Genomic DNA, 23,645 nt, shown 5'->3' on the forward strand with positions numbered 1-23,645 from the left:
GCCCCAGCGCGGCGGGTGCGCTGACCAGCGGGCTCAGCCCTGCGCGGCGGCCTCGGCGGCCGCGGCGGCCTCGGCGGCGCGGGCGGCGCGGCACTCCGCGCAGGTGCCGATCAGCTCGACGGTGTGCTCGACCTCGGCGAAGTCGTGCGTGGCGGCCACCTGCGCGGCCCAGGACTCCACGTCCGGCCCGTCGATCTCGACGGCCTTGCCGCAGTACCGGCACACCAGGTGGTGGTGGTGGCTGCGCCGCAGGCACCGCCGGTACACGGACTCGCCCTCCGGCGAGCGCAGCACGTCGACGTCACCGGACTCGGCGAGGGTCTGCACGGCGCGGTAGACGGTCGCCAGACCGGTGGTCGAGCCGCGCCCGCGCAGCAGGTCGTGCAGCTGCTGGGCGCTGCGGAACTCGTCCAGGTCGTCCAGCAGGGTGAGGATCTCCGCCCGCTGCCGGGTGTTCCGCTGCATGACCGCCATCTTCCGTGCCCCTCCTCGTCCGCCCGTCCCGACGGCCCGTCGATCGACGGACCCGCAGAACGGCGACCCATGGTAGGCCACGAGCCAGGGACCTGTCGCAGGTCCCTGGCTCGTGGAGACGACTCTCACCGGGCATCACGCCCGGCGGTGGCTCACTTGGCGACGGCGCGCTTCAGGGCCGAGCCGGCGGTCAGCTTCACGCGGAAGCCGGCCGGGATGTCCAGCTTCTCGCCGGTCTGCGGGTTGATGCCGGTGCGCGCGGCACGCTCGGCGCGGGACACCGCGAGCAGGCCGGGGATGGTGACGCTCTCGCCGGCGGCGAGCTGCTCGACCAGGACCTCCTGGAAGGCCTTGAGGGCCGCGTCGGCAGCGGTGTTGGTGAGCCCGGCCTTGGCGGCGATGGCCTGGACGAGCTCGGTGCGGTTCACGCTCACGGATGTGCTCCTTGTGGATCGGACGGTGCTGCGGGCCGGCCGGAGCCCGGTGGGGCACGTGTCCGGCGGACCGACGCGGACGACCATAACGGGGAACGGCCCGCGAGGTGCAATGCCGCGTGCACTTTCACACCCGGCGTGTCGCGACCCGGCGCCCCTCCAGGTGGTCCAGCAGACGCTCGACCGGCCAGGCGTCCAGCACCTGCTCGGGGCCGATCCCGTGGCTCGCGGCGCGCTCGCAGCCGACCGGCTGCCAGTCGAGCTGACCCGGTGCGTGGGCGTCCGTGTCGATCGTGAACCGGCAGCCGGCGGCCACCGCGAGGTCGAGCAGCGCGTGCGGCGGGTCGAGCCGGTCGGGGCGGCAGTTGATCTCCACGGCGACGCCGTGCTCGGCGCAGTCGGCGAGGACCGCGGCGGCGTCGAAGGTGCTGGCCGGGCGCTGCCGGGGGCCGGTCAGCTGCCGTCCGGTGCAGTGGCCGAGCACGTCCACCCGGGGGTTCGCGACGGCGGCGCGCATCCGCCGGGTCATCGCCGGGGCGTCCATCCGGAGCTTGGAGTGCACCGACGCGACGACCACGTCGAGGCGGTCCAGCAGGTCGGGGTCCTGGTCGAGCGAGCCGTCGTCCAGCACGTCGACCTCGATGCCGGTCAGCACCCGGAACGGCGTGATCGCCCTGTTCAGCGCCTCGATCTGCGTGATCTGCGCCTCCAGCCGGGCCGCGCTGAGGCCGTGCGCGACGGTCAGCCGGGGCGAGTGGTCGGTGACCGCCAGGTAGGCGTGGCCGAGGTCCATCGCGGCGAGCACCATCTCCTGCACGGGCACGCTGCCGTCGCTCTGCTCGGTGTGGCTGTGCAGGTCCCCGCGCAGGGCGGCGCGCAGGTCGGCGGCGGCACCGGTCACCTCGACGGCGGGGTGCTTGCGCTCCAGGTCGTCCAGGTAGGGCACCGGCCGGCCGGCGGCCGCGGCCCCGGCGACCTCGGCGGTGCGGGCGCCGACACCCGGCAGGTCGGTCAGCGTCCCGGCGGCGATCCGGGCGGTCAGGTCGGCGATGTCCAGCGCCTCCAGCGTGCGGACGGCGGTGCGGAACGCCTCGGCGCGGTACGGCGTCGCTCCCCCGCGCTCCAGCAGGAAGGCGGCCCGGCGCAGCGCGGCGACGGCGGCCTGCGCGGGCCCGTCCCCGGCGGCGGCGGGTGTGACGGACGCCACTCAGTCGCCCTTCGCCTTGGAGGCACGTGCGGCGGGCTTCTTCGCCGTGCTCGCGGCCTTCGACCCTCGCGTCGTGGAGCCGCCGCGCTTGGCAGGGGCGCGACCGGTGGTCCCGGTGGCCTTCTCCTCGGCGGGCTCGGCGGTCTCCCCGCGCGCCGACCGGGCCTTCTCCACCGAGCGTTGCAGGGCGGCGAGCAGGTCGACCACCTGGCCCTCGCCGCCACCGCCCTCGCCCTCCGCCGGGGCGGGCACCGGCTGCGTGCCACCGGCGGAGACCTTGGCCTCGATCACCGCCTCCAGCGCGACGCGGTAGCGGTCCTCGAAGCCGGAGGGGTCGAAGTCCCCCGCGAGCTGCTCGACCAGCGAGGACGCCATGGCGAGCTCCTGGTCGCGCACCTGCACCTCGGCGTCCAGCACCGGGAAGTCGGCCGCGCGCACCTCGTCCGGCCAGAGCAGCGTCTGCAGGCAGATCACGTCGCCGCGCACCCGCAGCACCGCCATCGACTCCCGCTGGCGCAGCGCGACCTTGACCACGGCCATCCGGTCGGTGGCGGCCAGCGCCTGCCGCAGCAGCGCGTAGGGCTTGGCGGCGGTCTTGTCCGGCTCCAGGTAGTACGTCTTGGCGAGCAGGATCGGGTCGACCTGGTCGGAGGGGACGAACTCCAGCACCTCGATCTCCCGCTCGGTGGCCAGCGGCAGCGACGCGAGGTCCTCGTCGGTGAGGATCACCAGCCGCCCGTCGTCGGTCTCGTAGCCCTTGGCGATCTCGGCCATCTCGACCGGCTCGTCCTCGATCGAGCACACCCGGCGGTAGCGGATCCGCCCGCCGTCGCTGCGGTGCACCTGGTGCAGCGGCACCTCGTGCTCCCCGGTGGCCGCGTACAGCCGCACCGGGACGTTCACCAGCCCGAAGGCGACGGCGCCCTTCCAGATCGCACGCATGGCGACCACCTCTCGCTGCGACGGCTCCCCGCGACGGATCGCGCTGCTGTCGGCAGGATGGACCCGTGCAGCCCATGCTCGCCACCGCAGCGGCGCGTCCGGGCCTCCTGCCGACCGGCCCCGGGTGGCGGTTCGAGGTCAAGTGGGACGGCGTGCGGATCCTCGCCGACACCACCGGCGACCGGCTGCGCCTGCTCGGCCGTCAGGGGCGGGACGCGGCGCTCGCGTACCCCGAGCTGGCCGGGATCGGTGCGGGCGACCTGCCCGGCACGGTGCTCGACGGCGAGGTGGTGGCGCTGCACGACGGGCGGCCGTCGTTCACGGCGCTGGCCGAGCGGATGCACGTGCGGGACGCGGCACGGGCGGCGGCGCTGGCCCGGCGGGTGCCGGTGTCGTACCTGGTGTTCGACGTGCTCGTGCTCGCCGGCACCGACGTGACGCGGCTGCCCTGGACCGAGCGGCGGGCCCTGCTGGACGCGCTGCCGCTGCCGGAGGCGGTGCACCGCTCCCCCGTGCACGCCGACGGCGCCGCGCTGTGGCAGGTCACCGCCGACCAGGGGCTCGAGGGCGTCGTCGCCAAGCGTGCGGAGGCGACCTACCAGCCCGGTCGGCGCTCGCCGGACTGGGTCAAGGCGGTGCACCGCTCGGCCCGCACGGCGCTGGTCGGCGGGTGGCGGCCCGAGTCGACCGGGACCGGACGCCTGGGGGCGGTGCTGCTCGGCGCCCCGGACGCCGACGGCGGGCTGCGCTACCTCGGGCGGGCGGGCAGCGGGATCTCCGGGACGCTCGCGCGCACGCTGACCGACGTGCTGGCCCCGCTGGGGGTGCCGACCTCGCCCTTCGCGGACACCGTGCCGCCGGAGGACGCGCGCGGCACGGTCTGGGTGCGTCCCGAGGTGCTGGTGCAGACGCGCTACCTGCTGCGCACACCGACCGGCCGACTGCGCCAGCCCGTGGTGCAGGCCGTCCGCGACGACGCCGACCCCGACCCCTGGGAGGTCCCGTGAGCCCGGAGGAGCCCGCGCAGGTGGTCCGGGTGGACGGGCGCGAGGTGCGGCTGACCCACCTGGACAAGGTGCTGTACCCGGCCACCGGCCTGACCAAGGCGGAGGCGATCGACTACGTGGTGCGGGCCGCCCCGGCGCTGCTCCCCCAGCTGCGCGACCGCCCGGTGACCCGCATCCGGTTCCCGCACGGGGTGGGTGCCCCGACCTTCTTCGAGAAGAACGTGCCGCGCGGGGCCCCGTCCTGGCTGCGGCACCAGGAGGTCCCCGCCTCCCCCGGTGCCGAGGAGGAGGACGCGGACGCCACGATCCTCGACCTGCCGTTCCTGGACGACGTCGCGGGGCTGGTGTGGGCGACCAACGCGGGCGCCCTCGAGCTGCACACCCCGCAGTGGCGCGTCGGCCCGCGTGGCGGCGTGCACCCGCCGGACCGGCTGGTGGTGGACCTCGACCCCGGGCCGCCCGCCGGCCTGGCCGCCTGCGCGCGGGTGGCGCACCTGGTGGCGGACGCGCTGGTCGACGGGGGCGCGGACCGGGAGGCGATCGTGCCGGTGACCTCGGGCAGCAAAGGGATGCAGCTGTACCTGCCGCTGGCCGGCCGACGTTCGGCGGTGCAGGTGCGCGAGGACGCCCAGGCGCTCGCCCGCCGGATCGCCACCGCGCACCCGGACCTGGTGGTGGCGGTGATGCGCAAGGACCTGCGGACCGGGCGGGTGCTGATCGACTGGTCGCAGAACCACCCGGCGAAGACCACGATCACCCCGTACTCGCTGCGCGGACGCGAGCGGCCCACGGTGGCGGCGCCGCGCCGGTGGGAGGAGATCGGGCCCGACCTCGCACAGCTCTCCCCCGCCGAGGTGCTGGACCGGCTGGCCGAGGACGGCGACCCGTTCGCCGCCGGCTGACGGGAAACGTTGCGGCATGCCGCCACCTGCGGCAGCGTGGGAGGAGCCGGCGCGCAGCAGCCGCGCCGCACGTCGTCTCCCCGAGGAGGGATCCGTCATGGCCCGCCGTGCCGAACTGCCCAAGTACACCGTCCCCTCGCTCACCGTCGAGGACGGTGCGAAGGTCGCCGCCGTGCTGCAGAAGCGCCTGAACGCGCTGAACGACCTCGCGCTCACCCTCAAGCACATCCACTGGAACGTCACCGGACCGCACTTCATCGCGGTGCACGAGATGATCGACCCGCAGGTCGACGCCGTGCGGGCCATGGTCGACGCCATCGCCGAGCGGATCGCCACCCTCGGCGTCGCCCCGGTCGGCACCCCCGGCGCGCTGGTCGCCGACCGCACCTGGGACGACTACGCGATCGGCCGCGCGTCCGCGATCGAGCACCTGGGTGCGCTGGACGAGGTCTACGTCGGGATCATCAGCGACCACCGTCAGGCCGCCGAGGACACCGAGGACCTGGACACCGTCACGAACGACCTGCTGATCGGCCACCTGCACGAGCTCGAGCTCTTCCACTGGTTCGTGCGGGCGCACCTGGAGTCGGCGGGCGGCGAGCTGAGCACCACCGGTGCGACCTCGGAGAAGACGGCCGCCGCCGCTGCCGAGAAGGCCGCGAAGGGCGCCGCCTGACGCAGCACGTCGCCGTCGGCACGCACGACGAGGCCCCGGTCACCCCTGCGCGGGGCGGCCGGGGCCTCGTCGTGCCGTCGGTACCGGGAAGGCTCACAGCCGCTCGGGCTGGTCCCACTCGTCGGCGGCGGCGATCTGCTCGTCGTCCGGGTCGAGCTCGGTGGAGGTGAGCGAGCGGGGCGCGCGGGTCGGGTCGCCGCCGGAGCGGGCGTCGGCGGCACGCAGCTCGGCCTCGGAGGTCCGGGCGTCGGCCAGGTGCTCGGCGGCGGGGTCGGAGGTGAGGTCGCGGGGGCGCGAGGTGGGGGTCATGCCTCGGTTCTACCCCGATCCAGCCCTCGCCGCCTCACCAGGACGTGACGATGCTGCGCACCCACTGGCCGAGCACGCTGTCCCCGCCGAGCACCAGCGCCCAGAGCAGCGCGACCTGCGCCACGGCCACGCCGACGATCAGCCCGCGCCGGGCGCCGGTGGGCCGCCGGACGGCGAGCAGCAGCACGTAGAGCGCGGTGAGCAGCACGTAGGTCTGGCCGCTGGACTGCCGCAGGCCGAACCACAGGGACAGGAACAGGCCGACGACGGCGATGCCGGGGGCGATCAGCGACGCGGGGTCCCGGGCCACCCGGAAGCCGGCAGCCACCCAGAACAGCGGCACCGAGACGATGCCGAGCAGGATCGACACCGCCGCGGACGCCGCCGAGGAGCCGACCCCGCCGACGAACCAGCCCGCCGACGCGGCGTTCTCCATGCCGCCGAGCGGATCGGCGGAGAACCACCAGGACACGTAGAGCCAGAACGCCACGGCGGCCACGGCCGGGAACAGCAGCACCGCCACGGTGGCGCGGTTGGCGCCACGGCCGGACTGGCCGGCGCGCCCGGCGATGAACGGGGCGACCGCGCCCAGGGTCAGCGCGTACAGCCAGGCTCCGGGATCGACCATGACCGCGACGCCGAGCGCGAGCCCGGCGCGGAAGCCCGCCTCGGTGGAGCGGTCCTCGACGAAGGACGCGACGCCGTCCAGCGCGACGACCAGCAGGGCGATGCCGAGCAGCGCCTCGAGGTCGTTCGCCGCCAGGTAGTAGAGCGGCGGCGTGAGCACGAGGGTGCCGATCACGGCGGTGGTGGCCCACAGCCCGAAGCCGCGCCGCACCAGCACGCCGGCGAGCCGCTGGAGGGTGAAGCCGATCACCGCGGCGGCCAGCAGGTTCATCGCCAGCTCGTTGCCGCGCAGCACCGAGGCGATGGCGGCCGAGATCGGCGGGAAGACCTCCGCGGTCCAGTGCAGCTCCGTGTCGCCCCACCGCACGGCGTCGGCGCGCGCGGACAGCGCGACGTTGGCGTCCGCCACCCACGGCGAGGAGCGGGAGAACAGCGCGACCAGGACGAAGGGCAGCGCCAGGGCGATCCGCAGCAGCCAGCGCTCCAGCCCGCGGATCGGCCAGACGTCAGCCGCCGACCGGCGCGGGGAGAGGCGAGGTGTGGGCAACACCAGTGAGGCCATGCGCGGTCTTCTCCCAGTAGTGCGGCTTGGTGATCAGCTGCCAGAGCGCCTTGTACGCGGCGACCGAGTGCAGCAGCCAGTAGAACGGGTTGGCGAGCCCCCACAGCACCAGGCCGTAGCGGCGGCGCTTGAACGCACCCATCATCGAGACGTAGATCATCAGCGCGCTGCCGACGCCGAGGTTGAACATGCTCAGCCAGAGCACCCACCCCGGGAACAGGAACTCCAGCGTGGCGGGGTCGGCGAACAGCGACAGCACGAACACCGCGTACAGCAGCGGCACCGCGAGGAAGGTCGCGGGCGTGCCGCCCACCAGGAACAGGAACGACAGGGTCTGCCGCAGACCGGCGATCCGCACCAGGCGGAACGGGTTGCGCAGGTGCACCAGGGTCGTCTGCATGTACCCCTTGATCCAGCGCGAGCGCTGCCGGACGAAGTTCGGGTACGAGGTGTTGGCCTCCTCGTAGGTGGTCGAGTCGATCACCCCGACGTGGAAGCCCTCGGCGCTGGCCCGGATGCCCAGGTCGGCGTCCTCGGTGACGTTGAACGGGTCCCAGCCGCCGAGCCGGCGCAGGCCGCTGACCCGGAAGTGGTTGGAGGTGCCGCCCAGCGGGATCGCGAGCCTGCCGTACTCCAGCCCGGGCAGCATGTAGTCGAACCAGAACGAGTACTCCAGCGTGAACATGCGGGTCAGCGGGTTCTCGTCCGCGTTGAAGTAGTTCAGCGCCGCCTGCACGCACACCAGGTCCTCGCCGGCCTCGCGGAAGGCGAGCACGGCCTTCTTCAGCTGGTCGGGCTCCGGCTTGTCCTCGGCGTCGTAGATCACCAGGAACTCGCCGGTGGCGAACTCGAGGCCGACGTTGCACGCCTTCGGCTTGGTCTGCGGCTGGCCGGCGGGCACGGTGATGAACCGGAAGTGCGCCGGCGGGTTGGCGGCCTCGGCGGCGGCGCGGGTCTCGGTGTCGTCCTCCTCGACCAGGATCAGCACCTCGAGCAGGTGCGCCGGGTAGTCCAGCGCGCCGAGGTTGCCGATCAGGTTCGCGACGATGTTCGCCTCCTTGTACACCGGCACGAGCACGGTGTAGCGGGGCAGGTCGTCGTCGTCCAGGGCGGCCAGGGCGGCCGGGTCGGTGCGGGCGACGTTCTCCATCCGCGCGCCGCGCAGCGAGGCCCAGAACTTGAAGCCGGTGCCGATCAGGAACGCGATGCCGACCACCACGGACAGCGTGACGATCGCGACCCGCGGGGCGGCGACCACGGCCAGCACCAGCAGGACCAGCAGGATCACGCCGACGACGCGCTGCCAGCCGACGAGCACCGTGCGGGCGGACTGCGCGGGCGAGCGGCCCCACAGCCCGAGGCTGGCCTTGTCCCGCAGGTCGCCGCCGAAGCGCTCCAGCACGGCCTGCTGGAACTCCCACTGGTCGGCGAGCACCAGGAACGGCTCCTCGCCCAGGCGCTCGGCGATCCGGCGGCGCATGGCGTCGCTCGGCACGTCCAGCACGGCGACCACACGGCTGCCGTCGGCACGCTTCTCCAGCGGCAGCCAGCCGTCACGCAGCAGCTCCTCGACGTCGACGTCCTCCAGGTCGCCGTCGACGGGCGCGCTGCGGGACGGCACCACGTAGGGCAGCCCCCACAGGTCGGCCAGGGCCCGGGTCAGCGACTCCGAGTCGACCGCACCGATCGCGACCAGCACCTCGCCGACGCGGGCACCGCTGACCTTCGCCACCGACTCCGCCGCGTCCAGCGTCTCCGGTCGCACCAGCCCGCGGTCGACCAGGTAGTCGCCCACCCGGCGGTCGTTGTCGTGGCGCCCCACGGCTCCCCCCTCGTCGTCCGGCCGTCGTCCCGTCACGGTACCGATCGGCACCGACGTGCGCTCGCGCAACGATTGCGCCGGTCAGGACCTTCATGATCGGCTCGGAACGACCGATGGTGAGGGGGTGAGTCCCCTGCCGACCCTGGAGCGGCGACGCCCCGGCCGGCAGCCGGTCCACGAGCTGCTGGCGACCGGCGGCGTGCACTGCGTGTACCAGCCCGTCGTGGAGCTGGCCACCGGCAGCCTGGTCGGCCGCGAGGCGCTGATGCGCACGCCGGAGGGCTCCGGCTGGGACTCCCCGCTGGACCTGCTGGACGGCGCCGAGCGCGCCGGGCTGCTCTGCGAGCTGGAGACCGCGTCGATGCGGGCCGCGCTCACCGACGCCGAGCGGACCGCCGCCGGCGCCGCGCACACGCTCTTCCTCAACATCGAGCCGCGCACGCTGTCCCGCCACCTGGTCGCCGTGCTGGAGACGCTGGACCGCCGCGCGCCCGGCGTGCGGATCGTGGTGGAGATCACCGAGCGCGCGCTGGCCTCCGACCCCGCCGGGATCCTGGACGCCGCCGACCGGCTGCGCGAGGTGGGCTGCGTGATCGCCCTGGACGACGTGGGCGCCGAGCCCGCCTCGTTGGCGTTCCTGCCTCTGCTCGCCCCCGAGGTGATCAAGCTCGACCTCGGCCTGCTGCGCACCCTGGAGGACCCGGCCACGATCACCGTCGCCGACGCCGTGCGCGCCCGCGCCGAGGCCACCGGCGCCCGCGTGGTGGCCGAGGGGATCGAGACCCGGGACGACCTGACCCGGGCGCTGGTGCTCGGCGCCGACCTCGGCCAGGGCTGGTACCTGGGTCGCCCGCACCGCCCGGTGCCGGAGGGCGAGCGGCACACCGCGCGCATCCCGCGCGCCGAGCCCACCCCGTCGATCGGCTCCACCCCCTTCGAGGTGGTCGCCGCCCGCCGCGCGGTCCGGCCCGCCCCCAAGCACCTGCTGCTCCCGCTGTCCCGCACCCTGGAGGCCTCCGGGGTCAGCGGCCGGGTGCCGCCGCTGGTGCTGGGCTCGTTCCAGGACGAGCGCTTCTTCGCGGGGAAGACCAGCGAGCGCTACCGGCTGCTGGCCGAGCGGCTGCCCTTCGTCGGCGGCCTGGGCGTCGGCGTGCCCGCCGACCTGCCCGAGGGCGTGCGCTGGGCCGAGGTCGCCGGGGACGACCCGCTGTCCCGCGAGTGGTCGGTGGTGGTGCTCGGCGCGCACGACTCGGTGGCGCTGGTCGGGCGCGAGCTCGGCGCCGGACGCCCCGGCCGGCGGGACGCCGCACGCGAGTTCGCCTTCGCGGTCACGCACGACCAGACGCTGGTCACCGCCGCCGCGCGCTCGCTGCTGGAGCGGTTCCGCGCCGAGCCCTTCGGCTGACCCGCCCGCTACGACGCCCGCAGCTCGATCGTGCGGCGGGTGCGCTCGGCCAGCCAGCCGCGGTCGACCTCGTGCCCCAGGCCCGGGCCGGTCGGCACCGGCACGATCCCGTGGTCCGCGACCACCGGCGGCACCACCACGTCCCGGGCGTAGTACTTGTCCGAGCCGGAGACGTCCGAGGGCAGGGTGAACCCGGGCAGCGAGGACAGCGCCACGTTGGCCGCACGCCCGATCCCGAACTCGTGCATCCCGCCGCACCACACCGGCATCCCGTGCCGCCGGGCCAGGTCGTGCGCGGCGCGGGCCGGCCCGAGGCCGCCCATCCGGGAGACCTTGATGTTGAGCACCCGGCCGGAGCCGAGCTCCAGGGCCAGCGCGAGGTCCGCCAGCGTCTCCACCGACTCGTCCAGGCAGACCGGGGTGGACACCGTGCGCTGGAGGCGTGCGTGGGCCAGCAGCTCGCGGGGGGCGAAGGGCTGCTCGATCATCGTCAGCCCGTGGTCGTCCAGCGCGCGCAGCGCCGCCAGGTGCTCCTCGGCCTCGGTGTAGGCGCCGTTCGCGTCCACGTGCAGGTCGAGCCGCGAGAAGGCCGCCCGCACGGCGCGCACCGGCTCGACGTCCCAGCCGGGCTGGATCTTCAGCTTGACCCGCGGGTACCCGGCGGCGACCTGCGCGGCCACCTGCTCGACCAGCGCGTCGATCGTCGGCTCGATCCCGAGCGACACCCCGGCCACGACCTGGGTGCGCTCCCCGCCGAGCGCCGTGGCCAGCGACTCGCCGCGCGCCCGCGACCACAGTGCCCACACCGCCATGTCCACCCCCGCCCGCGCGAAGGCGTTGCCGCGGACCTTCGCCCAGGTGGCGGCGGCCTCGTCCGGGTGCTCCCAGCGGGCGCCGAGCAGCGCGGGCAGCAGGAACTCCTGCGCGATCGTCCAGCAGGTCTCGACGGTCTCCGGGTTGTAGTAGGGCGCGGCCGCCGAGGCGATCTCGCCCCAGCCCTCGACGCCGTCGGCGTCGACCAGCCGGACCAGCACGTGGTCCAGCCAGGACTTGCGGTGCGAGGAGGTCTGGAACTCGTGCACGAGGTCCTGGCGGACCAGGTGCAGCGAGGCGGTGACGACGCGCACGGGGTGCTCCCTAGAGGTAGAGGCCGAGGTCGTGGGCCAGCCGGTCGCGGGTGGCGATCCGGCGGCGGGCACCCTTGGCCGAGGCGGCGGCCAGGGTGGCGAGCACGTGCGACACCGCGACCACGGCGGTCGGCGAGTCGGCGTAGGAGGCGGACTCGGTGTCCACCACCACCGTCTCGGCGGCCACCTCGGCCAGCGGGGCCCGCGAGTGGTCGGTGATCGCGACCAGCACCCCGCCGGCGGCGGCGAAGTGCCGGGCGAGCTGCACCGTCTCCCGGCGGTAGCGGCGGAAGGAGTACGCCACCAGCACGTCGGTGGATCCCACCTCGCTCAGCACGTCGAGGGCGGGGACCGTGGCGCCGTCCACCAGGTGCACGTGCGACAGTCCCACCGCCAGATCGCCCGCGAGCAGCGCGGCGTGCCCGTAGGACTTGGCGGTGCCCGCGACGAACCGGCGGCGCGCACCGACCACCAGCGCGGCGGCCCGGGGCAGCGACCCCCGCTCGACCACCGCGGCCAGCGCGCCGGGCAGGTGCTCGGCCTCCTGCGCGGCCACCCGGCGTTGCAGCGCGTCGGCGCTGCCGGTCCCCGCGGACCCGCCGAGGCGCTGGGCGTACCGCTCGTCCGGCGTGGCCGGGTCGCGCGGCGCGGCCGGGTCGCGTGGGGGCGTCATCGGTCGCCGGCCGGGTCGAAGCGGTACACCGAGGTCGCGGTGTCGATCCGGCGGCAGGAGGCTGCCACCAGCCCCTCGGCGAGCAGCGCCGGGACGGCCTCGTGCAGCAGCGCGCGCACCGAGGCCGCCAGTGCGGGGTTGCGGGCGTCCAGGGTGGCGATCCGGGCGGGCAGCGGCAGCCAGCGCGAGCCGTCCCCCGCGTCCAGCGGCAGGCCCCAGGTCTCCGGACCGGCGTCCACGTGCGGGGCGGGCGGATCGCTGTGCCCGGCGCCCGCGTCCGAGCCGGCGAGCTGCCACTCGACCACCAGGCGATCCGTGCCGGGGCCGTAGAAGTCGGGGTGGAACCAGCGGGCGTGCGCACCGAGCACGTCGAGGTTGAAGTGCGCGTTGCGGGCCACCGCCGGGTCGTAGGACCAGCGCATCGTGCTCGCGCCGTGCGCCAGCGCGATGGCCGCCTGCTCTCGCTTGAGCCGCCGGCCGATCCCCTGCCCCTGCACCGAGGCGTCCACCACCGCCGCCTGCGAGTAGTGGTAGGTCCGCCCGTCCGGGTCGGCGCCCGCGAAGCCGTAGGCGAAGCCCACCACGCGGTCGTCCGGGGTGAGCACGCCGACCACCGATCCCCCGTTCGCAGCCAGGGCGGCCAGCAAGCGCGGGTTCACCCCGTGCGCCGGGTCCTGGTAGCCGAACACCCGGCGGTACAGCTCGGCGGCGTGCTGGAGCTCGTCGGGCGCGGTGAGCGTGCGGGCGACGAGGCCGTCGGGCGCGGGGGTGGCCGCAGTGTCCACGAGGGGGCACCTCTCTGCGTGGATCGGATCGGGAGCGGGTGGATCTGCGGGTGAGCGTAGACCCGATCGCGCGGATACGTGACGGATGTTCACCGGTCGGATCGACGGGACCTCGTGCTTGCCCGGTGTCGGGCGCGGGTCTACGTTGCGTATCCATGGACCTCACCGCCGCCGCCCAGGCGCGCCTGCCGCAGGACGTGGCACGCCTGCTCCGCTATGCCGGCCACGAGACCCCCACCGGCGACGCCGCCGCGCTGGACTCCTTCGCCGACGTGCTGGTCGCCGACGCGGGTGCGCTCGGGATGACCGGCGGCCGGGTGCCGCTGGGGGCCACGGGGGCGGCGTCGGGATCGGGCTCCGGCGACGCGGTGCGGCTGCACCTGGCGGGGACGCCGGGTGCCGACCACCGCCCCGCGCTGCTGCTGGTGCACCACGACACCGTGCACCCGGTCGGCTCGCTGGCCGGCGCCGTGCCGCTGCGCGAGGACGGCGACCTGCTGCACGGGCCCGGCACCTACGACATGAAGGGCGGGATCGTCGTCGCCCTGGCCGCCGTCGCGCTGCTGCGCGACCTCGGGCTGCCACACCGCCCGGTGGTGCTGGTCAGCACCCCGGACGAGGAGGTCGGCTCCCCCACCTCCGCCGACCTGGTCCGCGCGAGCGCCGCCGACGTCGCCTACGCGCTCGGTCTGGAGGCGCCGATGGCCGACGGCACGCTGAAGACCTCCCGGCGCGGCTCGACCCGGCTGCGGCTGCACGTCACCGGCCGCGCCGCCCACGCCGCCGTCGACCCCGGTGCCGGCGTCCCGGCGATCGACGAGCTGGTCGACCAGCTGATCGCCGTGCGCACCGTGCTCGCCGACCACCCCGACGTGCTCGCCAACGTCGGCACCGTGCGCGGCGGCACCCGCACCAACGTCGTCTCGGCGGCGGCCGAGGCCGAGATCGGGCTGCGGTTCGTCACCACCGCCGAGGAGGAGCAGGTGCTGGCCCGGCTGCTGGCCCCCGCACCGGTGCGCCCCGGGGCGGTGGTCGGCGTCGACGTGCTGTCCCGGCGGCCCGCCTGGGGACCGGGCACCTCCGACGCGCTGCTCGACCGCGTCGCCGAGGCCGCCGGCACGATCGGTCAGCAGGTGACCGGTGCCGCCGCCCCCGGGGCCGCCGACACCAACCTCACCGGGGCGCTCGGCGTGCCGACCCTCGACGGGTTCGGGCCGCTGGGCGGCGGGGCGCACGCCGTCACCGAGCACGTGCGGGTGGGATCGATCGCGGAGCGCGCCGCGCTGCTGGCCGCGGTGCTGCACCGGGCTTGACTGCGCGCGCGGGCGCGCGGCCTGAGCCCGGCGCCGCACTGCGCGATCGGGCCGGGCGTGTGGGCGGCAGCGCCTACGCTCGTCGGGTGACGACCTCCGACCCGCAGCTCCTCGTCCCCAGCACCGCCGACGCCGCCGGTGACGTGGAGCCGAGCCCGGAGCCGCGCGTCCCCGGGCTGTCGCCCTCGCGGGCCAACGACTACCAGCAGTGCCCGCTGCTGTTCCGGTTCCGGGTGGTCGACCGGCTGCCCGAGCCGCCGAGCAGCGCCGCCGCCCGCGGCACCCTGGTGCACAGCGTGCTCGAGCGGCTGTACGACCTGCCGCTCGGCGAGCGCACCACCGCCGCCGCGCACGATCTGATCCCCGAGGCCTGGGACCGGTTGCTGGAGCGCTCCCCCGAGGTGACCGGCCTGTTCGCCTCCGAGGAGGAGCGCGAGGCGTGGCTCGGCACCGCGCGGCTGCTGCTCGACACCTACTTCACCCTGGAGGACCCGAACCGCCTCCAGCCCGGCGAGCGCGAGCTGTCCGTGCGCACCCAGCTCGACGACGGGCCGCAGCTGCGCGGCATCGTGGACCGCCTCGACGTCGCCCCCGACGGCGCGCTGCGGGTGGTCGACTACAAGACCGGCAAGTCGCCGAACCCCGGCTACGAGGGCTCCGCGCTGTTCCAGATGCGCTTCTACTCCTACGTGCTCTGGCGCGAGCGCGGCGTGCTGCCCCGGATGCTCCAGCTCGTCTACCTCGGCAACGGGCAGATCCTCCGGCACCAGCCGTCCGAGGAGGAGATGCGCACGCTGGAGCTGCGGCTGCGGTCGCTGTGGGAGTCGATCGAGGAGTCCGCCCGCACCGGGCAGTGGCGCACCCGGCGGTCCCGGCTGTGCGACTGGTGCGCGCACCGGGCGATCTGCCCCGAGTTCGGCGGCACGCCCCCGGAGATCCCCGAGGGCGCCGTCGAGCGGGCGATCGGCGTGGTGCCGATCGCGTCCTGACGGCCGCTGGATGCCCGGTCAGCGGCCGAGCAGGTCCAGCACGTCGCCCCGGCCGATCCGCAGCAGGTCGTCCACCGTCACGTCCGCCAGCGACCCGGTCACGCTCAGCCCGGGCAGCGCCGGGATCTCCCGGAACACCTCCACCGCCAGCACCCGCGCCCCCGAGGCCACGCCCGAGGTGATGCCGGTCGGCGAGTCCTCCACCACCACGCACCGCGCGATGTCCACGCCCAGGCGCTGCGCGGCGGTCAGGTACGGCTCCGGGTCCGGCTTCGGCGCCCGCACGTCGTCCCCCGCCACCACCACGTCGAACAGCCCCGCCGTCGCCGCGAACGGATCGGCCAGCTCGCGGTAGGACGAGGTCACCAGCGCCTGCGGCACGCCCAGCGCCGCCACCGCCGTCATCAGCTCGCGCGCCCCCGGCTGCCACGGCGTGTCCGCCGCCACCGCCGCCGCCACCCGGCCGTTGAGGAAGTCGATCACCTCGTCCACCGACAGGCCCACGCCCCGGCCCCGCAGCACCTCCGCCGACACCCGCATCGGGTTGCCGACCAGGGTCAGCCCGTCGTCGTGGCTCCAGGTGCCGCCCCAGGACTCGACCAGCTCGCTCTCGGCCGCCATCCACAGCGGCTCGGAGTTGATCAGGGTGCCGTCCATGTCCCAGAGGATCGCGGCGGGCAGGGCGGTGTCGGGCAGGGCGGTGGCAGTCGACTCGGTCACCGCACGAGGCTAACCGGAGCGTGGGACCGGCCGGTGAACGCCAGGGAAGTCGACCGGCGAATCCACCCCCGCAGCAGGCCCGCCGCTCCTAGCATGAGCCCCGATGACTCAGGCGGCCGAACTCACCGCGTGGCTCGGCATCGACCTCGACCGAGCGTGGCTCACCGACCAGGTGCGCCGGCACCTGGCCGGCCACGCCCAGCACCTGCTGATCACCGGGCGGCGCCGCAGCGGCAAGTCGACGCTGCTGAAGCGGCTGCACGGCATGCCCGGGCTGCTGCCCGGGGCACGGCACACCCTCCTCCACGTGTGCGACCGCGAGACCGACGGGTCCGCGAACCCGGTCGCCGACTTCCTCATGTCGATCGAGGTCGACCTCGACCGGCAGGACCCGCAGCCAGCGACCTCCGGTGCGGATCCCCGCCTGGAGGGCCCCGGCCCGAGCCACCGCTGGCGCAAGTACCTGCTCCCCCGGCTGCGCGCTCTCGCGGCACGGCTCGACCCGGACCAGCACCTCTACATCTGCGTCGACGGGCTCGACCAGGACCACACGCGCACGGGTCAGCGCCTGGTCGCGTTCCTGCGTGACGACCTGGACGACCTGCCCCCGCAGATCCGTCTCGTCATGACCTGCCAGGACGTCGACACCGAGGCGATCGGCGCGCTGACCTCGGCCCTGCCGGTGAGCGTGCTCGAGCTGACGTCCGACACGTTCGACGGCGAGTGGCGCGACGACCTGCTCGCGTATGCCGCCGAGGCGCAGGCTCGTGGGCTCCCGGTCCGGCCGCCCGAGCGGCTCTCCGGCATGGAGGTGGTCTCCAAAGACTTCACATGCCTGCGCGACGTGCTCATCGACGGCACGGCAAGGGAGGCACCGGTCGGCCGGTTCGACCCACGGCTGCGTGAGGACGTCCAGGCGTGCTTGCACCGGGTCGGCGACGGCGAGCAGCGCGAGCTCGCCCGGCGCCTCCTCGTCGTCGCGGCCGTGCTCACCGGCCCGGTCCCGCGCGACGTCGTCCGCGAGATGCTGCGGACCGACGAGCGCCGGTTCGCCGAGGCGCTGCGCGCAGTCAGCCCTTTCGTGCGGGTGCACGCAGGGACGATCTCGATGCACTCGGACCACTACGCCGTGGAGATCCTGCACGATCGGCTGGACGACGGCCGCGAGGCGTCCGCGCACGGGCATGCCATCGTCGCGAACCACCTCGCCGCGGTCGGCCGCCGAGGCGGTCGGGGCGTCACCGATCCGTACCTGTTCAGCAAGGGCCTGTACCACGCGGTCGCCGCGGACCTCACCGGCGGCGACTACGACGCCCGGCTCACCAGGATCGTGAGGATCGTCGGCGATCGGCTGGTCCACCCCCTCGACGACCACCCGCGCGCCCTGGTCGAGGCTGCGACCGAGAGCTACGTCCGCGCCCTGCTCACCCGAGCGACCTGGACCTCCAGCGCCCCACGCAGGTTGATCCGCCTGCTGGGGTCTCCCAGCGGCGTCGTCCAGGACCGGCTCGCCGTCATCGGCCCCGACCTGATCGCGGCGTGCGGGCCGGGGCTGCGACATCGGGTGCTCCGGGCGCTCGCGCGCAGCGGGCTCCCCTCGGCCGCGAACCTCTGCTCTCGCACGCTCCCGCTCATCACCGACCGGGAGGCCCAGGCGGCCGAGCTCTGGTGGGTCGGCACCCGGGGACGCGGCGCGCGGAGAGCCGACCTCGGCGCCCGGATCGGCCACGACTGGGTGCGCACCGACGAGGTCGGCACCCGCGTCGGCTCCGCCCTGCTGCGCGCCGCCACCGCGCGGCGACCGCGGTCGTGGCGACCGGCCGCGATGCTCACCTTCGGAAGGTTCGCCGCCGACGTGACCATCGGGTCGTGGATCTCCGACCCCCGGTCGACGGTCGAGATCGAGGCCTCGTCGGTGTTCTGGGAGACGATCCTCATCGACCGCCTGCACCTGCCCGGCTGGCCCCCCGTGCTGGCGCGCGGACTCGCCCGGCTGTTCGCCGGGCAGATCGGGGCCACCCTCGGCCGCACGGTGACGACAGCCGGGCTGGCCGTCGGACCGGTACCCGCGCAGGAACGTGCCCTGACGACCGCGCTGCTCGACCAGGCCGCTGACGGGGTCCTCGACGCGCGCAGCATCGCGGTCGCGATGTCCGCGGCCGGCGACTGGTCGAGCCTGGTCCTGGGCTGCGCCGCCGCGTCGACTGCCTTCCGTGACGCCGACGAGTACGTCGCCGCCTTCGCCGAGGTCGTGCAGGCACCGCTGTCGCCGACCGCCGTCGCCTTGATGCTTCAGTCGGTGCTCGCGGTCCCGGTCGAGCAGCAGGTCGCCGTCCTCCCGTCGGTCGAACGACTGCTCGACGCCCACTGGGCCACCAGCCACCCGCTCGGCAGGTCCGACGGACTGACACCCGTCGTCGCCGCGGTCGGCGCCTCGCACGACGCGGGGGCGCTCCTCCCCGGCCTGGTTGCGGCGCTGTCGGGCGCGCGCGGCCCGATCGCCCGCGACGAGGCGGTGGACGCGGTCGCCGCCGTGGTGTCGCTGCGACCCGAGGCCCTCGCCGTCCTGCTCCCGGGGATCACCGCCGGCCTCGGGCGTGGCGGCGCCGAGGTGATCCGGGCCCGGTGCAGCCCCGCGCTGGGCGAGCAGCTGCGCGACGTCTCCCGCTTCGCCACCGCAGCCGCCCTGGCGGTCTTCGAGTACCCAGGGCTTCGCGACGCACTGTTCATCCCGGCGGTCGACCGCGCCGTGCGGTTACGCAGCGCGCGGCGCTGGTCCCGGACGATGCCGGTGACCTTCGTCCGTGCCGTCGCTGACCGGGGATACCGGATCGGCCTGCTGTTCGGATACGACGGGAGGACGCCGTGACGGTGCTGGGCCGCGCGGACCGGGTCGCGCGGGACATCGGCCAGTTCCTCCGGCTTCCGCTGGCGATCACCACCCTGGTGCCCAGCGTCGTCGGCGCGTTCTGGACCGCACGGGCCCCGAACGCGGCGGATGTGACCCTCGCGATCGGCTTCGGTCTCGGCGTCCACCTGTTCAGCGCCGTGCAGAACGACCTCGCGGATCTCGAGGTCGACCGCACCAGCGCGCGCCGCTCGGTGATGCCTCTGCCGTCGGGACGAGCGCCGCTGTGGCTGGCGCACACGGTGGTGCTGCTCGGCGCCTCGTCGGTGCTGCTGATACCCCTGCTGCTGCACGCGTGGACGGCACTCGCGCTCGCCGCGGCGGTCCTGCTCGGCTTCGCCTTCTATAACTACCGGGGCCGCACCGACTCGCACCCCCTGCTGGCCGACGCCGTCTGCGGGCTGGCCTACGCCTCGCCGGCACCGGTCGCCTGCGCACTGGCCGGCCGGCTCGACCTCGCCGTCCTCGTGTGGACCGTCGGCTACGGGCTCCTGGTGGCTCTCTACACCGGCTTCTACGGCGGCTTCCGCGACTACGAGAACGACCGGATGCACGGCCGGATCACCACCGCCGGCTGGCTGCTCGCGTTCGCCCCCACGGTGAGCGGTCCGCGAGTACGGCGCGCCGGTCCGGTGGGTACCGCCGGGATCGCGACCGCCTGCGTGGTGACGGGCGTCGCCGCCGTGCTCGTCTCCGGCCCGCAGCGGCTCGTCCCGACCCTCGGCGCCTGGGCGCTGGCGGTGGTCCCGGCACTCGTGCTCGCGCACCGGGGCCACCGAGCGTTCCCGGACCTCGAAGCGGTCGTCCGTCCGACCGTGGTGATGCTGCCCCTGACCTACGTGGGCGCGCTCGCCCCGGTGGTGGCGTTCGGGCACCCGGTTCCGTGGCTGGTCTGCACCGCGGCGCTGGTGCTGGTGTCGGTGCTGTCACCCACCGGACGCGGACGGGCCGAGCAGGGCTTCGGCCGCTCGGTCGCCGGCGCGACGGTGCGCTCAGACCACGTCTGACACCGTCAGCGTCTTCCGGGCCTTCCTGCGCCACCAGCGGGCCCACTCGACAGTGGTGACGACCTCGTCCCAGGACAGCGGGGCGAGGTCCACCTCGAAGGAGAAGGGAGCGCCCGGCTGGACCCCGCTTGCGAGCGGGAACGGGTTGCGGTGCACGACATAGAGCCATGCGTCCTCACCTGCCCGCTGCCAGAGCAGCCGCACGTCCCGACCGGACCAGCGCCCGCTGTTGGTCAGGGTGACGACCCGGCTCCCCGGGCGCTCCTCGTGCGGACGGGAGGTGACCGCGAGCTCCACCCGGAAACGGGTGCGCACCGCCGCAGCAGCACTGCCGACCAGGGTGACGACCGCCACGACCATGGTGACGATCCCCTCGACGCTGTTGACGTCGAGCCAGGCCGGGAGCGCTGAGATCGCCCCGCCGGGCACAGGCGGCGGCCCGGCGAGCGCCGACGACGGGGTCATGAGCAGCACCGTGGTCAGCCCGACCGCCACCACCGCGCGGCGCGCCAGGATCGCCGCGGCCCTCGTCCTGGCCATCGCCCTCACCCCGTCCGTCCGCCCGCGCGCCCGCTGCCGTCAGGATGACGCGAGGCTAGGGGAAGGCCGGGAGGCCGGACAAGGGACGATCGGCCCCGACCTGCGCGCTCAGTCCCAGTCGTCGATCTTCAGGTCGTACGGCCCCGGCCGCCCCGCGCCCCGCTCGACCAGCTCGCGCAGGCTGAACAGGTACGCGGCCCACTTGGTCGAGCAGTGGTGCAGGAACTCCACCGGCTCCGCCCAGCCCTCGTGGGTGAACAGCACCACGGTCTGCTCCCCCGGCCGACTGAGCCGGAAGTCGACGTGCGTCCCGATCCACTCGGCCGGCCCCTCGACCACCCGCCAGCGCACGTGCGTCGCCGGCTCGGCGGTCACCACCTCGACCAGGTACGGCTCGGGGGCGCGGAACGGCAGCGTGAGCCGCCCCCCGAGGCTGCCGTCGCCCTGGGTGCCGCTGGACCACCAACCGGCGACACCCTCGCGGGTGGCCAGGGCGGCGTAGACCGCGTCCTGCGATGCCCGGATGCCGATCCGGTGCCGGATGTCGACCATGGTGCTCTCCTTCTGGTGGGTGCTGGCGGATCAGTGCGTGCTCTGCTGGTGGATCGCCTCGGCGATGCGGGCGATGCGGCGCAGGCGCGCGTCCCAGGCCCGGCCGACCGCGTCCAGCTCGGCCGCCGCCCGCGCGAGCTGCGCCTCGTCCACCCGGAACCGCCGCTCGCGCCCCTCGGCGGAGGAGCGGACCAGGCCGGCCCGGTCGAGCACGGCGAGGTGCTTGGCGACCGCCTGCCGGGTCACCGGCACGTGCGCGGCCAGGGTGGTCGCCGTGCCGGGGCCCTCGGCGAGCAGCACGTCGAGCAGCCGGCGCCGGGTGGGGTCGCCGATCGCGGACCACAGCGCGTCGTCGGTCATCACGCGCCCCCCGTGCCCTGCGCGACCGCCTCGGCGTGGGTGACGAGGCGGGGCAGGAAGTGCGCCCAGCCCGCGACGTGGTCGGCGTAGGCCTGCTCCAGCACGGCGACCTCCCAGCCGCGCTCGCGGAAGCCGGTCTCGGTCATCCGCAGCAGCGTGCCGGCGCCGTCGTCCTCCAGCGCGAAGGTCACCAGGTAGGACGTCGCCGGGCCGGCCGCCGACCCGGCGGGGTGCCCCCAGCGGAAGGTGAAGGAGCGCGGCGGGTCGGCCTCGACCACCTCGAAGCCCTCGACCACCGCCTCGGCGCTCCCCCGGTCGCCGAACACCAGCGACCCGCGGGCACCGGGGCCGGTGCCGTCGAGGTCGACGTCGTCCGACCACCAGGCGGCGATGTGCTCCGGGGTGCTGACGACGGCGTAGACGACCTCGGGCGTCGCCGCGATGCGCAGCGTGCGCTCGATGCTGCCGGTCTCGTCGGTGGTGGTCATCGCATCCTCCTGCAACGGTTGGTTGCAGACGAGGCTACGACGCGATCCGGTGATGCGCAACCAGTTGTTGCACGAGCGCTCAGGCGAGGACGGGCGAAGCCGGCTGATCCCGGGGACGTGTGACACCCCACCGATACAATCGCCCCGTCGAACTCGCAGGAGATCGCCGTCCGGTCCGTGCCGGGCGACGGCTCCCGTGCCCCGGTCAGCGCCGGGGTCGACCCGCCGGCGGGCGGGGTGCCGAGCCGGACATTCGCACCGCGCACGAGGTGAAGAATGCCGTTCAGCGAAGGCCAGACGATCGTCCACCCCCACCACGGACCGGTCCGCGTCGACCGGGTGGTCGAGCGGGTGATCGGCGGCAGACCGCGCACCTACCTGGAGCTCGTCGCCGGGACGCCGACCCACCCGCTGACGATCAGCGTGCCGGCCGACCGCGCCGACGACGTCGGGCTGCGCGAGGTCTACTCCCCCGCCCGGGTCGCGGAGCTGCTGGCGCTGCTTGAGGCGCCGCAGACACCGGTGACCCAGCAGTGGGCGCGTCGGATGAAGGACCACCAGGAGCGGCTGTCCCGCGGCGACCTGGAGCAGACCTGCCTGGTGATCCGGGAGATCGCGGCGAGCGGCGCCAAGCCCGGGGCCACCGCCGAGGGCCAGCTGCTGCGGCAGGCGCTGGCCGTGGTGGCCGCCGAGGTCGCGCAGGCGCTGCGGATCACCCCGGAGGAGGCCGCGGCCGCGCTCGGGGCGGCGCTGCACCGCGGCGGGCACGCCCCGCTGGCCGTGCCCGCCTGACGCTTCAGCGCGACGCGAAGGCCGCGTCGAAGGCGGCGTCCGGCGGCTCGAACGCGAGTCGCCGGACGAAGGCCAGCGCCTCGGGCGCCCCGACCAGCCGGTCCATCCCCGCGTCCTCCCACTCCACCGACAGCGGCCCGTCGTAGCCGATCGCGGACAGCGCGCGGAACGCGTCCTCCCACGGGACGTCGCCGTGCCCGGTCGAGACGAAGTCCCAGCCCCGGCGCGGGTCGGCCCACGGCAGGTGCGAGCCCAGGCGTCCGTTGCGGCCGTTGGTCATCCGCTTCTTCGTGTCCTTGCAGTCCACGTGGTAGATCCGGTCCCGGAAGTCCCAGAGGAAGCCGACGGGGTCGAGGTCCTGCCACACCATGTGGCTGGGGTCCCAGTTGAGCCCGAACGCCTCCCGGTGGCCGATCGCCTCCAGCGTGCGGACGGTGGACCAGTAGTCGTAGGCGATCTCGCTCGGGTGCACCTCGTGGGCGAAGCGCACGCCGACCTCGTCGAAGACGTCCAGGATCGGGTTCCACCGGTCGGCGAAGTCCTGGTAGCCGGCCTCGATCGCGGCGGCGGACACCGGAGGGAACATCGCCACGTACTTCCAGATCGCCGATCCGGTGAAGCCGACGACGGTGCGCACGCCGAGGCGTGCGGCCAGCCGGGCGGTGTGCTGCATCTCCTGCGCGGCGCGCCGTCGGACGCCCTCGGGGTCGCCGTCGCCCCACACCACGTCGGGCAGCATGTCGCGGTGCCGCTGGTCGATCGGGTCGTCACAGACCGCCTGGCCCTTGAGGTGGTTCGAGATCGCCCACACCTTCAGCCCGTAGCGGTCGAGCACGTCGAGCCGGGACCGCACGTAGGCGTCGTCGTCCCAGCGCCAGGGGTCCAGGTGGTCGCCCCAGCAGGCGATCTCCAGGCCGTCGTAGCCCCACTCCGACGCGAGCCGGGCCACCTCCTCGAAGGGCAGGTCGGCCCACTGGCCGGTGAACAGGGTGATCGGTCGTGCCACGGTTCGTCCCTCCTCGTC

Annotated in this window: 25 protein-coding genes; 9 read left to right on the plus strand and 16 right to left on the minus strand. The window is 74.8% G+C overall.

The annotated features are described in order from the left end of the window. Nucleotides 1–33 precede the first annotated feature (33 nt). The 4 genes from ACZ5HG_RS10085 to ku all read right to left on the minus strand — a co-directional run bounded on the left by ACZ5HG_RS10085 (nucleotide 34) and on the right by ku (nucleotide 3,057). Nucleotides 34–465, minus strand: a complete 432-nt coding sequence (locus ACZ5HG_RS10085) for a Fur family transcriptional regulator (RefSeq protein ID WP_464175748.1) — start codon at nucleotides 463–465, stop codon at nucleotides 34–36. Between the two features lie 161 nt (nucleotides 466–626). Beyond that, nucleotides 627–908 carry an HU family DNA-binding protein gene (locus ACZ5HG_RS10090; protein ID WP_464175750.1) on the minus strand — a complete coding sequence of 94 codons (282 nt, stop codon included), beginning with the start codon at nucleotides 906–908 and terminating at the stop codon, nucleotides 627–629. A gap of 127 nt (nucleotides 909–1,035) precedes the next feature. Continuing rightward, entirely contained in the window at nucleotides 1,036–2,115 is a 1,080-nt protein-coding gene (locus tag ACZ5HG_RS10095; protein ID WP_464175752.1) for a PHP domain-containing protein, read from the minus strand. Next, nucleotides 2,116–3,057 (minus strand): non-homologous end joining protein Ku, encoded by a 942-nt coding sequence (gene ku, locus ACZ5HG_RS10100; protein WP_464175755.1) that lies wholly within the window; start codon nucleotides 3,055–3,057, stop codon nucleotides 2,116–2,118. A gap of 74 nt (nucleotides 3,058–3,131) precedes the next feature. On the opposite strand from ku, the gene ACZ5HG_RS10105 reads away from it, so the two are divergent. The 3 genes from ACZ5HG_RS10105 (at nucleotide 3,132) to ACZ5HG_RS10115 (ending at nucleotide 5,642) form a co-directional block, all read left to right on the plus strand. Further along, nucleotides 3,132–4,064, plus strand: a complete 933-nt coding sequence (locus ACZ5HG_RS10105; protein ID WP_464182140.1) for an ATP-dependent DNA ligase — start codon at nucleotides 3,132–3,134, stop codon at nucleotides 4,062–4,064. Beyond that, the gene (ligD, locus tag ACZ5HG_RS10110; protein ID WP_464175757.1) at nucleotides 4,061–4,966 is read left to right on the plus strand and encodes a non-homologous end-joining DNA ligase; all 906 of its coding nucleotides are present in this window, start codon (nucleotides 4,061–4,063) and stop codon (nucleotides 4,964–4,966) included. Before ACZ5HG_RS10105 ends, ligD begins: the two co-directional genes overlap by 4 nt. A 97-nt stretch (nucleotides 4,967–5,063) precedes the next feature. Further along, a complete protein-coding gene (locus tag ACZ5HG_RS10115) occupies nucleotides 5,064–5,642 on the plus strand; it encodes a Dps family protein (protein WP_464175759.1) in 579 nt (192 codons plus the stop codon). A 93-nt stretch (nucleotides 5,643–5,735) separates the two neighbouring features. Here ACZ5HG_RS10115 and ACZ5HG_RS10120 read toward each other — a convergent pair whose 3' ends face one another. Genes ACZ5HG_RS10120 through ACZ5HG_RS10130 form a run of 3 tightly spaced genes read right to left on the minus strand, consistent with a single transcriptional unit; the run spans nucleotide 5,736 to nucleotide 8,962 of the window. Next, nucleotides 5,736–5,951, minus strand: a complete 216-nt coding sequence (locus tag ACZ5HG_RS10120) for a hypothetical protein (RefSeq protein ID WP_464175761.1) — start codon at nucleotides 5,949–5,951, stop codon at nucleotides 5,736–5,738. 34 nt (nucleotides 5,952–5,985) lie between these two features. Further along, nucleotides 5,986–7,140 (minus strand): hypothetical protein, encoded by a 1,155-nt coding sequence (locus tag ACZ5HG_RS10125; RefSeq protein WP_464175763.1) that lies wholly within the window; start codon nucleotides 7,138–7,140, stop codon nucleotides 5,986–5,988. Then, on the minus strand, nucleotides 7,085–8,962 hold the full coding sequence (locus ACZ5HG_RS10130; RefSeq protein ID WP_464175765.1) for a glycosyltransferase: 1,878 nt from the start codon (nucleotides 8,960–8,962) through the stop codon (nucleotides 7,085–7,087). Before ACZ5HG_RS10130 ends, ACZ5HG_RS10125 begins: the two co-directional genes overlap by 56 nt. Before the next feature lie 124 nt (nucleotides 8,963–9,086). Here ACZ5HG_RS10130 and ACZ5HG_RS10135 point away from each other — a divergent pair, with 124 nt between their 5' ends. After that, on the plus strand, nucleotides 9,087–10,367 hold the full coding sequence (locus ACZ5HG_RS10135) for a sensor domain-containing phosphodiesterase (RefSeq protein ID WP_464175767.1): 1,281 nt from the start codon (nucleotides 9,087–9,089) through the stop codon (nucleotides 10,365–10,367). 8 nt (nucleotides 10,368–10,375) lie between these two features. On the opposite strand, the gene menC is transcribed toward ACZ5HG_RS10135, so the two are convergent. From menC to ACZ5HG_RS10150, 3 genes are read right to left on the minus strand one after another with little or no spacing between them, the layout of a single operon-like run. Beyond that, complete coding sequence (menC, locus tag ACZ5HG_RS10140; protein WP_464175769.1) at nucleotides 10,376–11,494, minus strand: o-succinylbenzoate synthase; 1,119 nt, start codon at nucleotides 11,492–11,494, stop codon at nucleotides 10,376–10,378. A 10-nt stretch (nucleotides 11,495–11,504) separates the two neighbouring features. Further along, nucleotides 11,505–12,167: a MurR/RpiR family transcriptional regulator gene (locus tag ACZ5HG_RS10145; RefSeq protein ID WP_464175771.1), complete on the minus strand. Its 663-nt coding sequence runs from the start codon at nucleotides 12,165–12,167 to the stop codon at nucleotides 11,505–11,507. Then, on the minus strand, nucleotides 12,164–12,952 hold the full coding sequence (locus ACZ5HG_RS10150) for a GNAT family N-acetyltransferase (RefSeq protein WP_464175773.1): 789 nt from the start codon (nucleotides 12,950–12,952) through the stop codon (nucleotides 12,164–12,166). Before ACZ5HG_RS10150 ends, ACZ5HG_RS10145 begins: the two co-directional genes overlap by 4 nt. Nucleotides 12,953–13,107: 155 nt before the next feature. Here ACZ5HG_RS10150 and ACZ5HG_RS10155 point away from each other — a divergent pair, with 155 nt between their 5' ends. After that, nucleotides 13,108–14,265: a M20/M25/M40 family metallo-hydrolase gene (locus tag ACZ5HG_RS10155; RefSeq protein ID WP_464175775.1), complete on the plus strand. Its 1,158-nt coding sequence runs from the start codon at nucleotides 13,108–13,110 to the stop codon at nucleotides 14,263–14,265. 86 nt (nucleotides 14,266–14,351) lie between these two features. Then, a complete protein-coding gene (locus ACZ5HG_RS10160) occupies nucleotides 14,352–15,254 on the plus strand; it encodes a RecB family exonuclease (RefSeq protein ID WP_464175777.1) in 903 nt (300 codons plus the stop codon). 18 nt (nucleotides 15,255–15,272) lie between these two features. Here the strand turns inward: ACZ5HG_RS10160 and ACZ5HG_RS10165 are convergent, their stop codons facing one another. Beyond that, on the minus strand, nucleotides 15,273–15,974 hold the full coding sequence (locus ACZ5HG_RS10165; RefSeq protein WP_464175779.1) for an HAD family hydrolase: 702 nt from the start codon (nucleotides 15,972–15,974) through the stop codon (nucleotides 15,273–15,275). 103 nt (nucleotides 15,975–16,077) lie between these two features. Between ACZ5HG_RS10165 and ACZ5HG_RS10170 the strand changes: the two genes are divergently transcribed. Together ACZ5HG_RS10170 and ACZ5HG_RS10175 are read left to right on the plus strand one after the other, a co-directional pair. Further along, nucleotides 16,078–18,843: a P-loop domain-containing protein gene (locus tag ACZ5HG_RS10170; protein ID WP_464175781.1), complete on the plus strand. Its 2,766-nt coding sequence runs from the start codon at nucleotides 16,078–16,080 to the stop codon at nucleotides 18,841–18,843. Beyond that, nucleotides 18,840–19,889, plus strand: a complete 1,050-nt coding sequence (locus ACZ5HG_RS10175) for a UbiA family prenyltransferase (RefSeq protein WP_464175783.1) — start codon at nucleotides 18,840–18,842, stop codon at nucleotides 19,887–19,889. Before ACZ5HG_RS10170 ends, ACZ5HG_RS10175 begins: the two co-directional genes overlap by 4 nt. On the opposite strand, the gene ACZ5HG_RS10180 is transcribed toward ACZ5HG_RS10175, so the two are convergent. The 4 genes from ACZ5HG_RS10180 to ACZ5HG_RS10195 all read right to left on the minus strand — a co-directional run bounded on the left by ACZ5HG_RS10180 (nucleotide 19,875) and on the right by ACZ5HG_RS10195 (nucleotide 21,829). Further along, nucleotides 19,875–20,429: a hypothetical protein gene (locus ACZ5HG_RS10180; RefSeq protein WP_464175785.1), complete on the minus strand. Its 555-nt coding sequence runs from the start codon at nucleotides 20,427–20,429 to the stop codon at nucleotides 19,875–19,877. The two genes, ACZ5HG_RS10175 and ACZ5HG_RS10180, sit on opposite strands and share 15 nt — an antisense overlap. Before the next feature lie 108 nt (nucleotides 20,430–20,537). Then, nucleotides 20,538–20,981, minus strand: coding sequence for an SRPBCC family protein (locus tag ACZ5HG_RS10185; RefSeq protein WP_464175787.1), 444 nt, complete (start codon nucleotides 20,979–20,981; stop codon nucleotides 20,538–20,540). 30 nt (nucleotides 20,982–21,011) lie between these two features. Further along, entirely contained in the window at nucleotides 21,012–21,341 is a 330-nt protein-coding gene (locus ACZ5HG_RS10190) for an ArsR/SmtB family transcription factor (protein WP_464175789.1), read from the minus strand. Beyond that, nucleotides 21,341–21,829: an SRPBCC domain-containing protein gene (locus ACZ5HG_RS10195; RefSeq protein WP_464175791.1), complete on the minus strand. Its 489-nt coding sequence runs from the start codon at nucleotides 21,827–21,829 to the stop codon at nucleotides 21,341–21,343. The genes ACZ5HG_RS10190 and ACZ5HG_RS10195 overlap by 1 nt, the downstream gene beginning before the upstream one ends. Before the next feature lie 276 nt (nucleotides 21,830–22,105). On the opposite strand from ACZ5HG_RS10195, the gene ACZ5HG_RS10200 reads away from it, so the two are divergent. Next, complete coding sequence (locus tag ACZ5HG_RS10200) at nucleotides 22,106–22,621, plus strand: CarD family transcriptional regulator (RefSeq protein WP_464175793.1); 516 nt, start codon at nucleotides 22,106–22,108, stop codon at nucleotides 22,619–22,621. 4 nt (nucleotides 22,622–22,625) lie between these two features. Here ACZ5HG_RS10200 and ACZ5HG_RS10205 read toward each other — a convergent pair whose 3' ends face one another. Next, a complete protein-coding gene (locus ACZ5HG_RS10205; protein WP_464175795.1) occupies nucleotides 22,626–23,627 on the minus strand; it encodes a sugar phosphate isomerase/epimerase family protein in 1,002 nt (333 codons plus the stop codon). Nucleotides 23,628–23,645 lie beyond the last annotated feature (18 nt).

This window comes from Cellulomonas sp. GTC20042 (assembly GCF_055389595.1).

Coding starts and splice junctions, on each gene's coding strand:
- ACZ5HG_RS10195 (WP_464175791.1), bottom strand. CDS start 21,829: ATGACCACCACCGACGAGACCGGCAGCATCGAGCGCACGCTGCGCATC.
- ACZ5HG_RS10170 (WP_464175781.1), top strand. CDS start 16,078: ATGACTCAGGCGGCCGAACTCACCGCGTGGCTCGGCATCGACCTCGAC.
- ACZ5HG_RS10190 (WP_464175789.1), bottom strand. CDS start 21,341: ATGACCGACGACGCGCTGTGGTCCGCGATCGGCGACCCCACCCGGCGC.
- ACZ5HG_RS10180 (WP_464175785.1), bottom strand. CDS start 20,429: ATGGCCAGGACGAGGGCCGCGGCGATCCTGGCGCGCCGCGCGGTGGTG.
- ACZ5HG_RS10115 (WP_464175759.1), top strand. CDS start 5,064: ATGGCCCGCCGTGCCGAACTGCCCAAGTACACCGTCCCCTCGCTCACC.
- ACZ5HG_RS10200 (WP_464175793.1), top strand. CDS start 22,106: ATGCCGTTCAGCGAAGGCCAGACGATCGTCCACCCCCACCACGGACCG.
- ku (WP_464175755.1), bottom strand. CDS start 3,057: ATGCGTGCGATCTGGAAGGGCGCCGTCGCCTTCGGGCTGGTGAACGTC.
- ACZ5HG_RS10185 (WP_464175787.1), bottom strand. CDS start 20,981: ATGGTCGACATCCGGCACCGGATCGGCATCCGGGCATCGCAGGACGCG.
- ACZ5HG_RS10155 (WP_464175775.1), top strand. CDS start 13,108: ATGGACCTCACCGCCGCCGCCCAGGCGCGCCTGCCGCAGGACGTGGCA.
- ACZ5HG_RS10085 (WP_464175748.1), bottom strand. CDS start 465: ATGCAGCGGAACACCCGGCAGCGGGCGGAGATCCTCACCCTGCTGGAC.
- ACZ5HG_RS10120 (WP_464175761.1), bottom strand. CDS start 5,951: ATGACCCCCACCTCGCGCCCCCGCGACCTCACCTCCGACCCCGCCGCC.
- ACZ5HG_RS10145 (WP_464175771.1), bottom strand. CDS start 12,167: ATGACGCCCCCACGCGACCCGGCCGCGCCGCGCGACCCGGCCACGCCG.
- ACZ5HG_RS10125 (WP_464175763.1), bottom strand. CDS start 7,140: ATGGCCTCACTGGTGTTGCCCACACCTCGCCTCTCCCCGCGCCGGTCG.
- ACZ5HG_RS10105 (WP_464182140.1), top strand. CDS start 3,132: ATGCTCGCCACCGCAGCGGCGCGTCCGGGCCTCCTGCCGACCGGCCCC.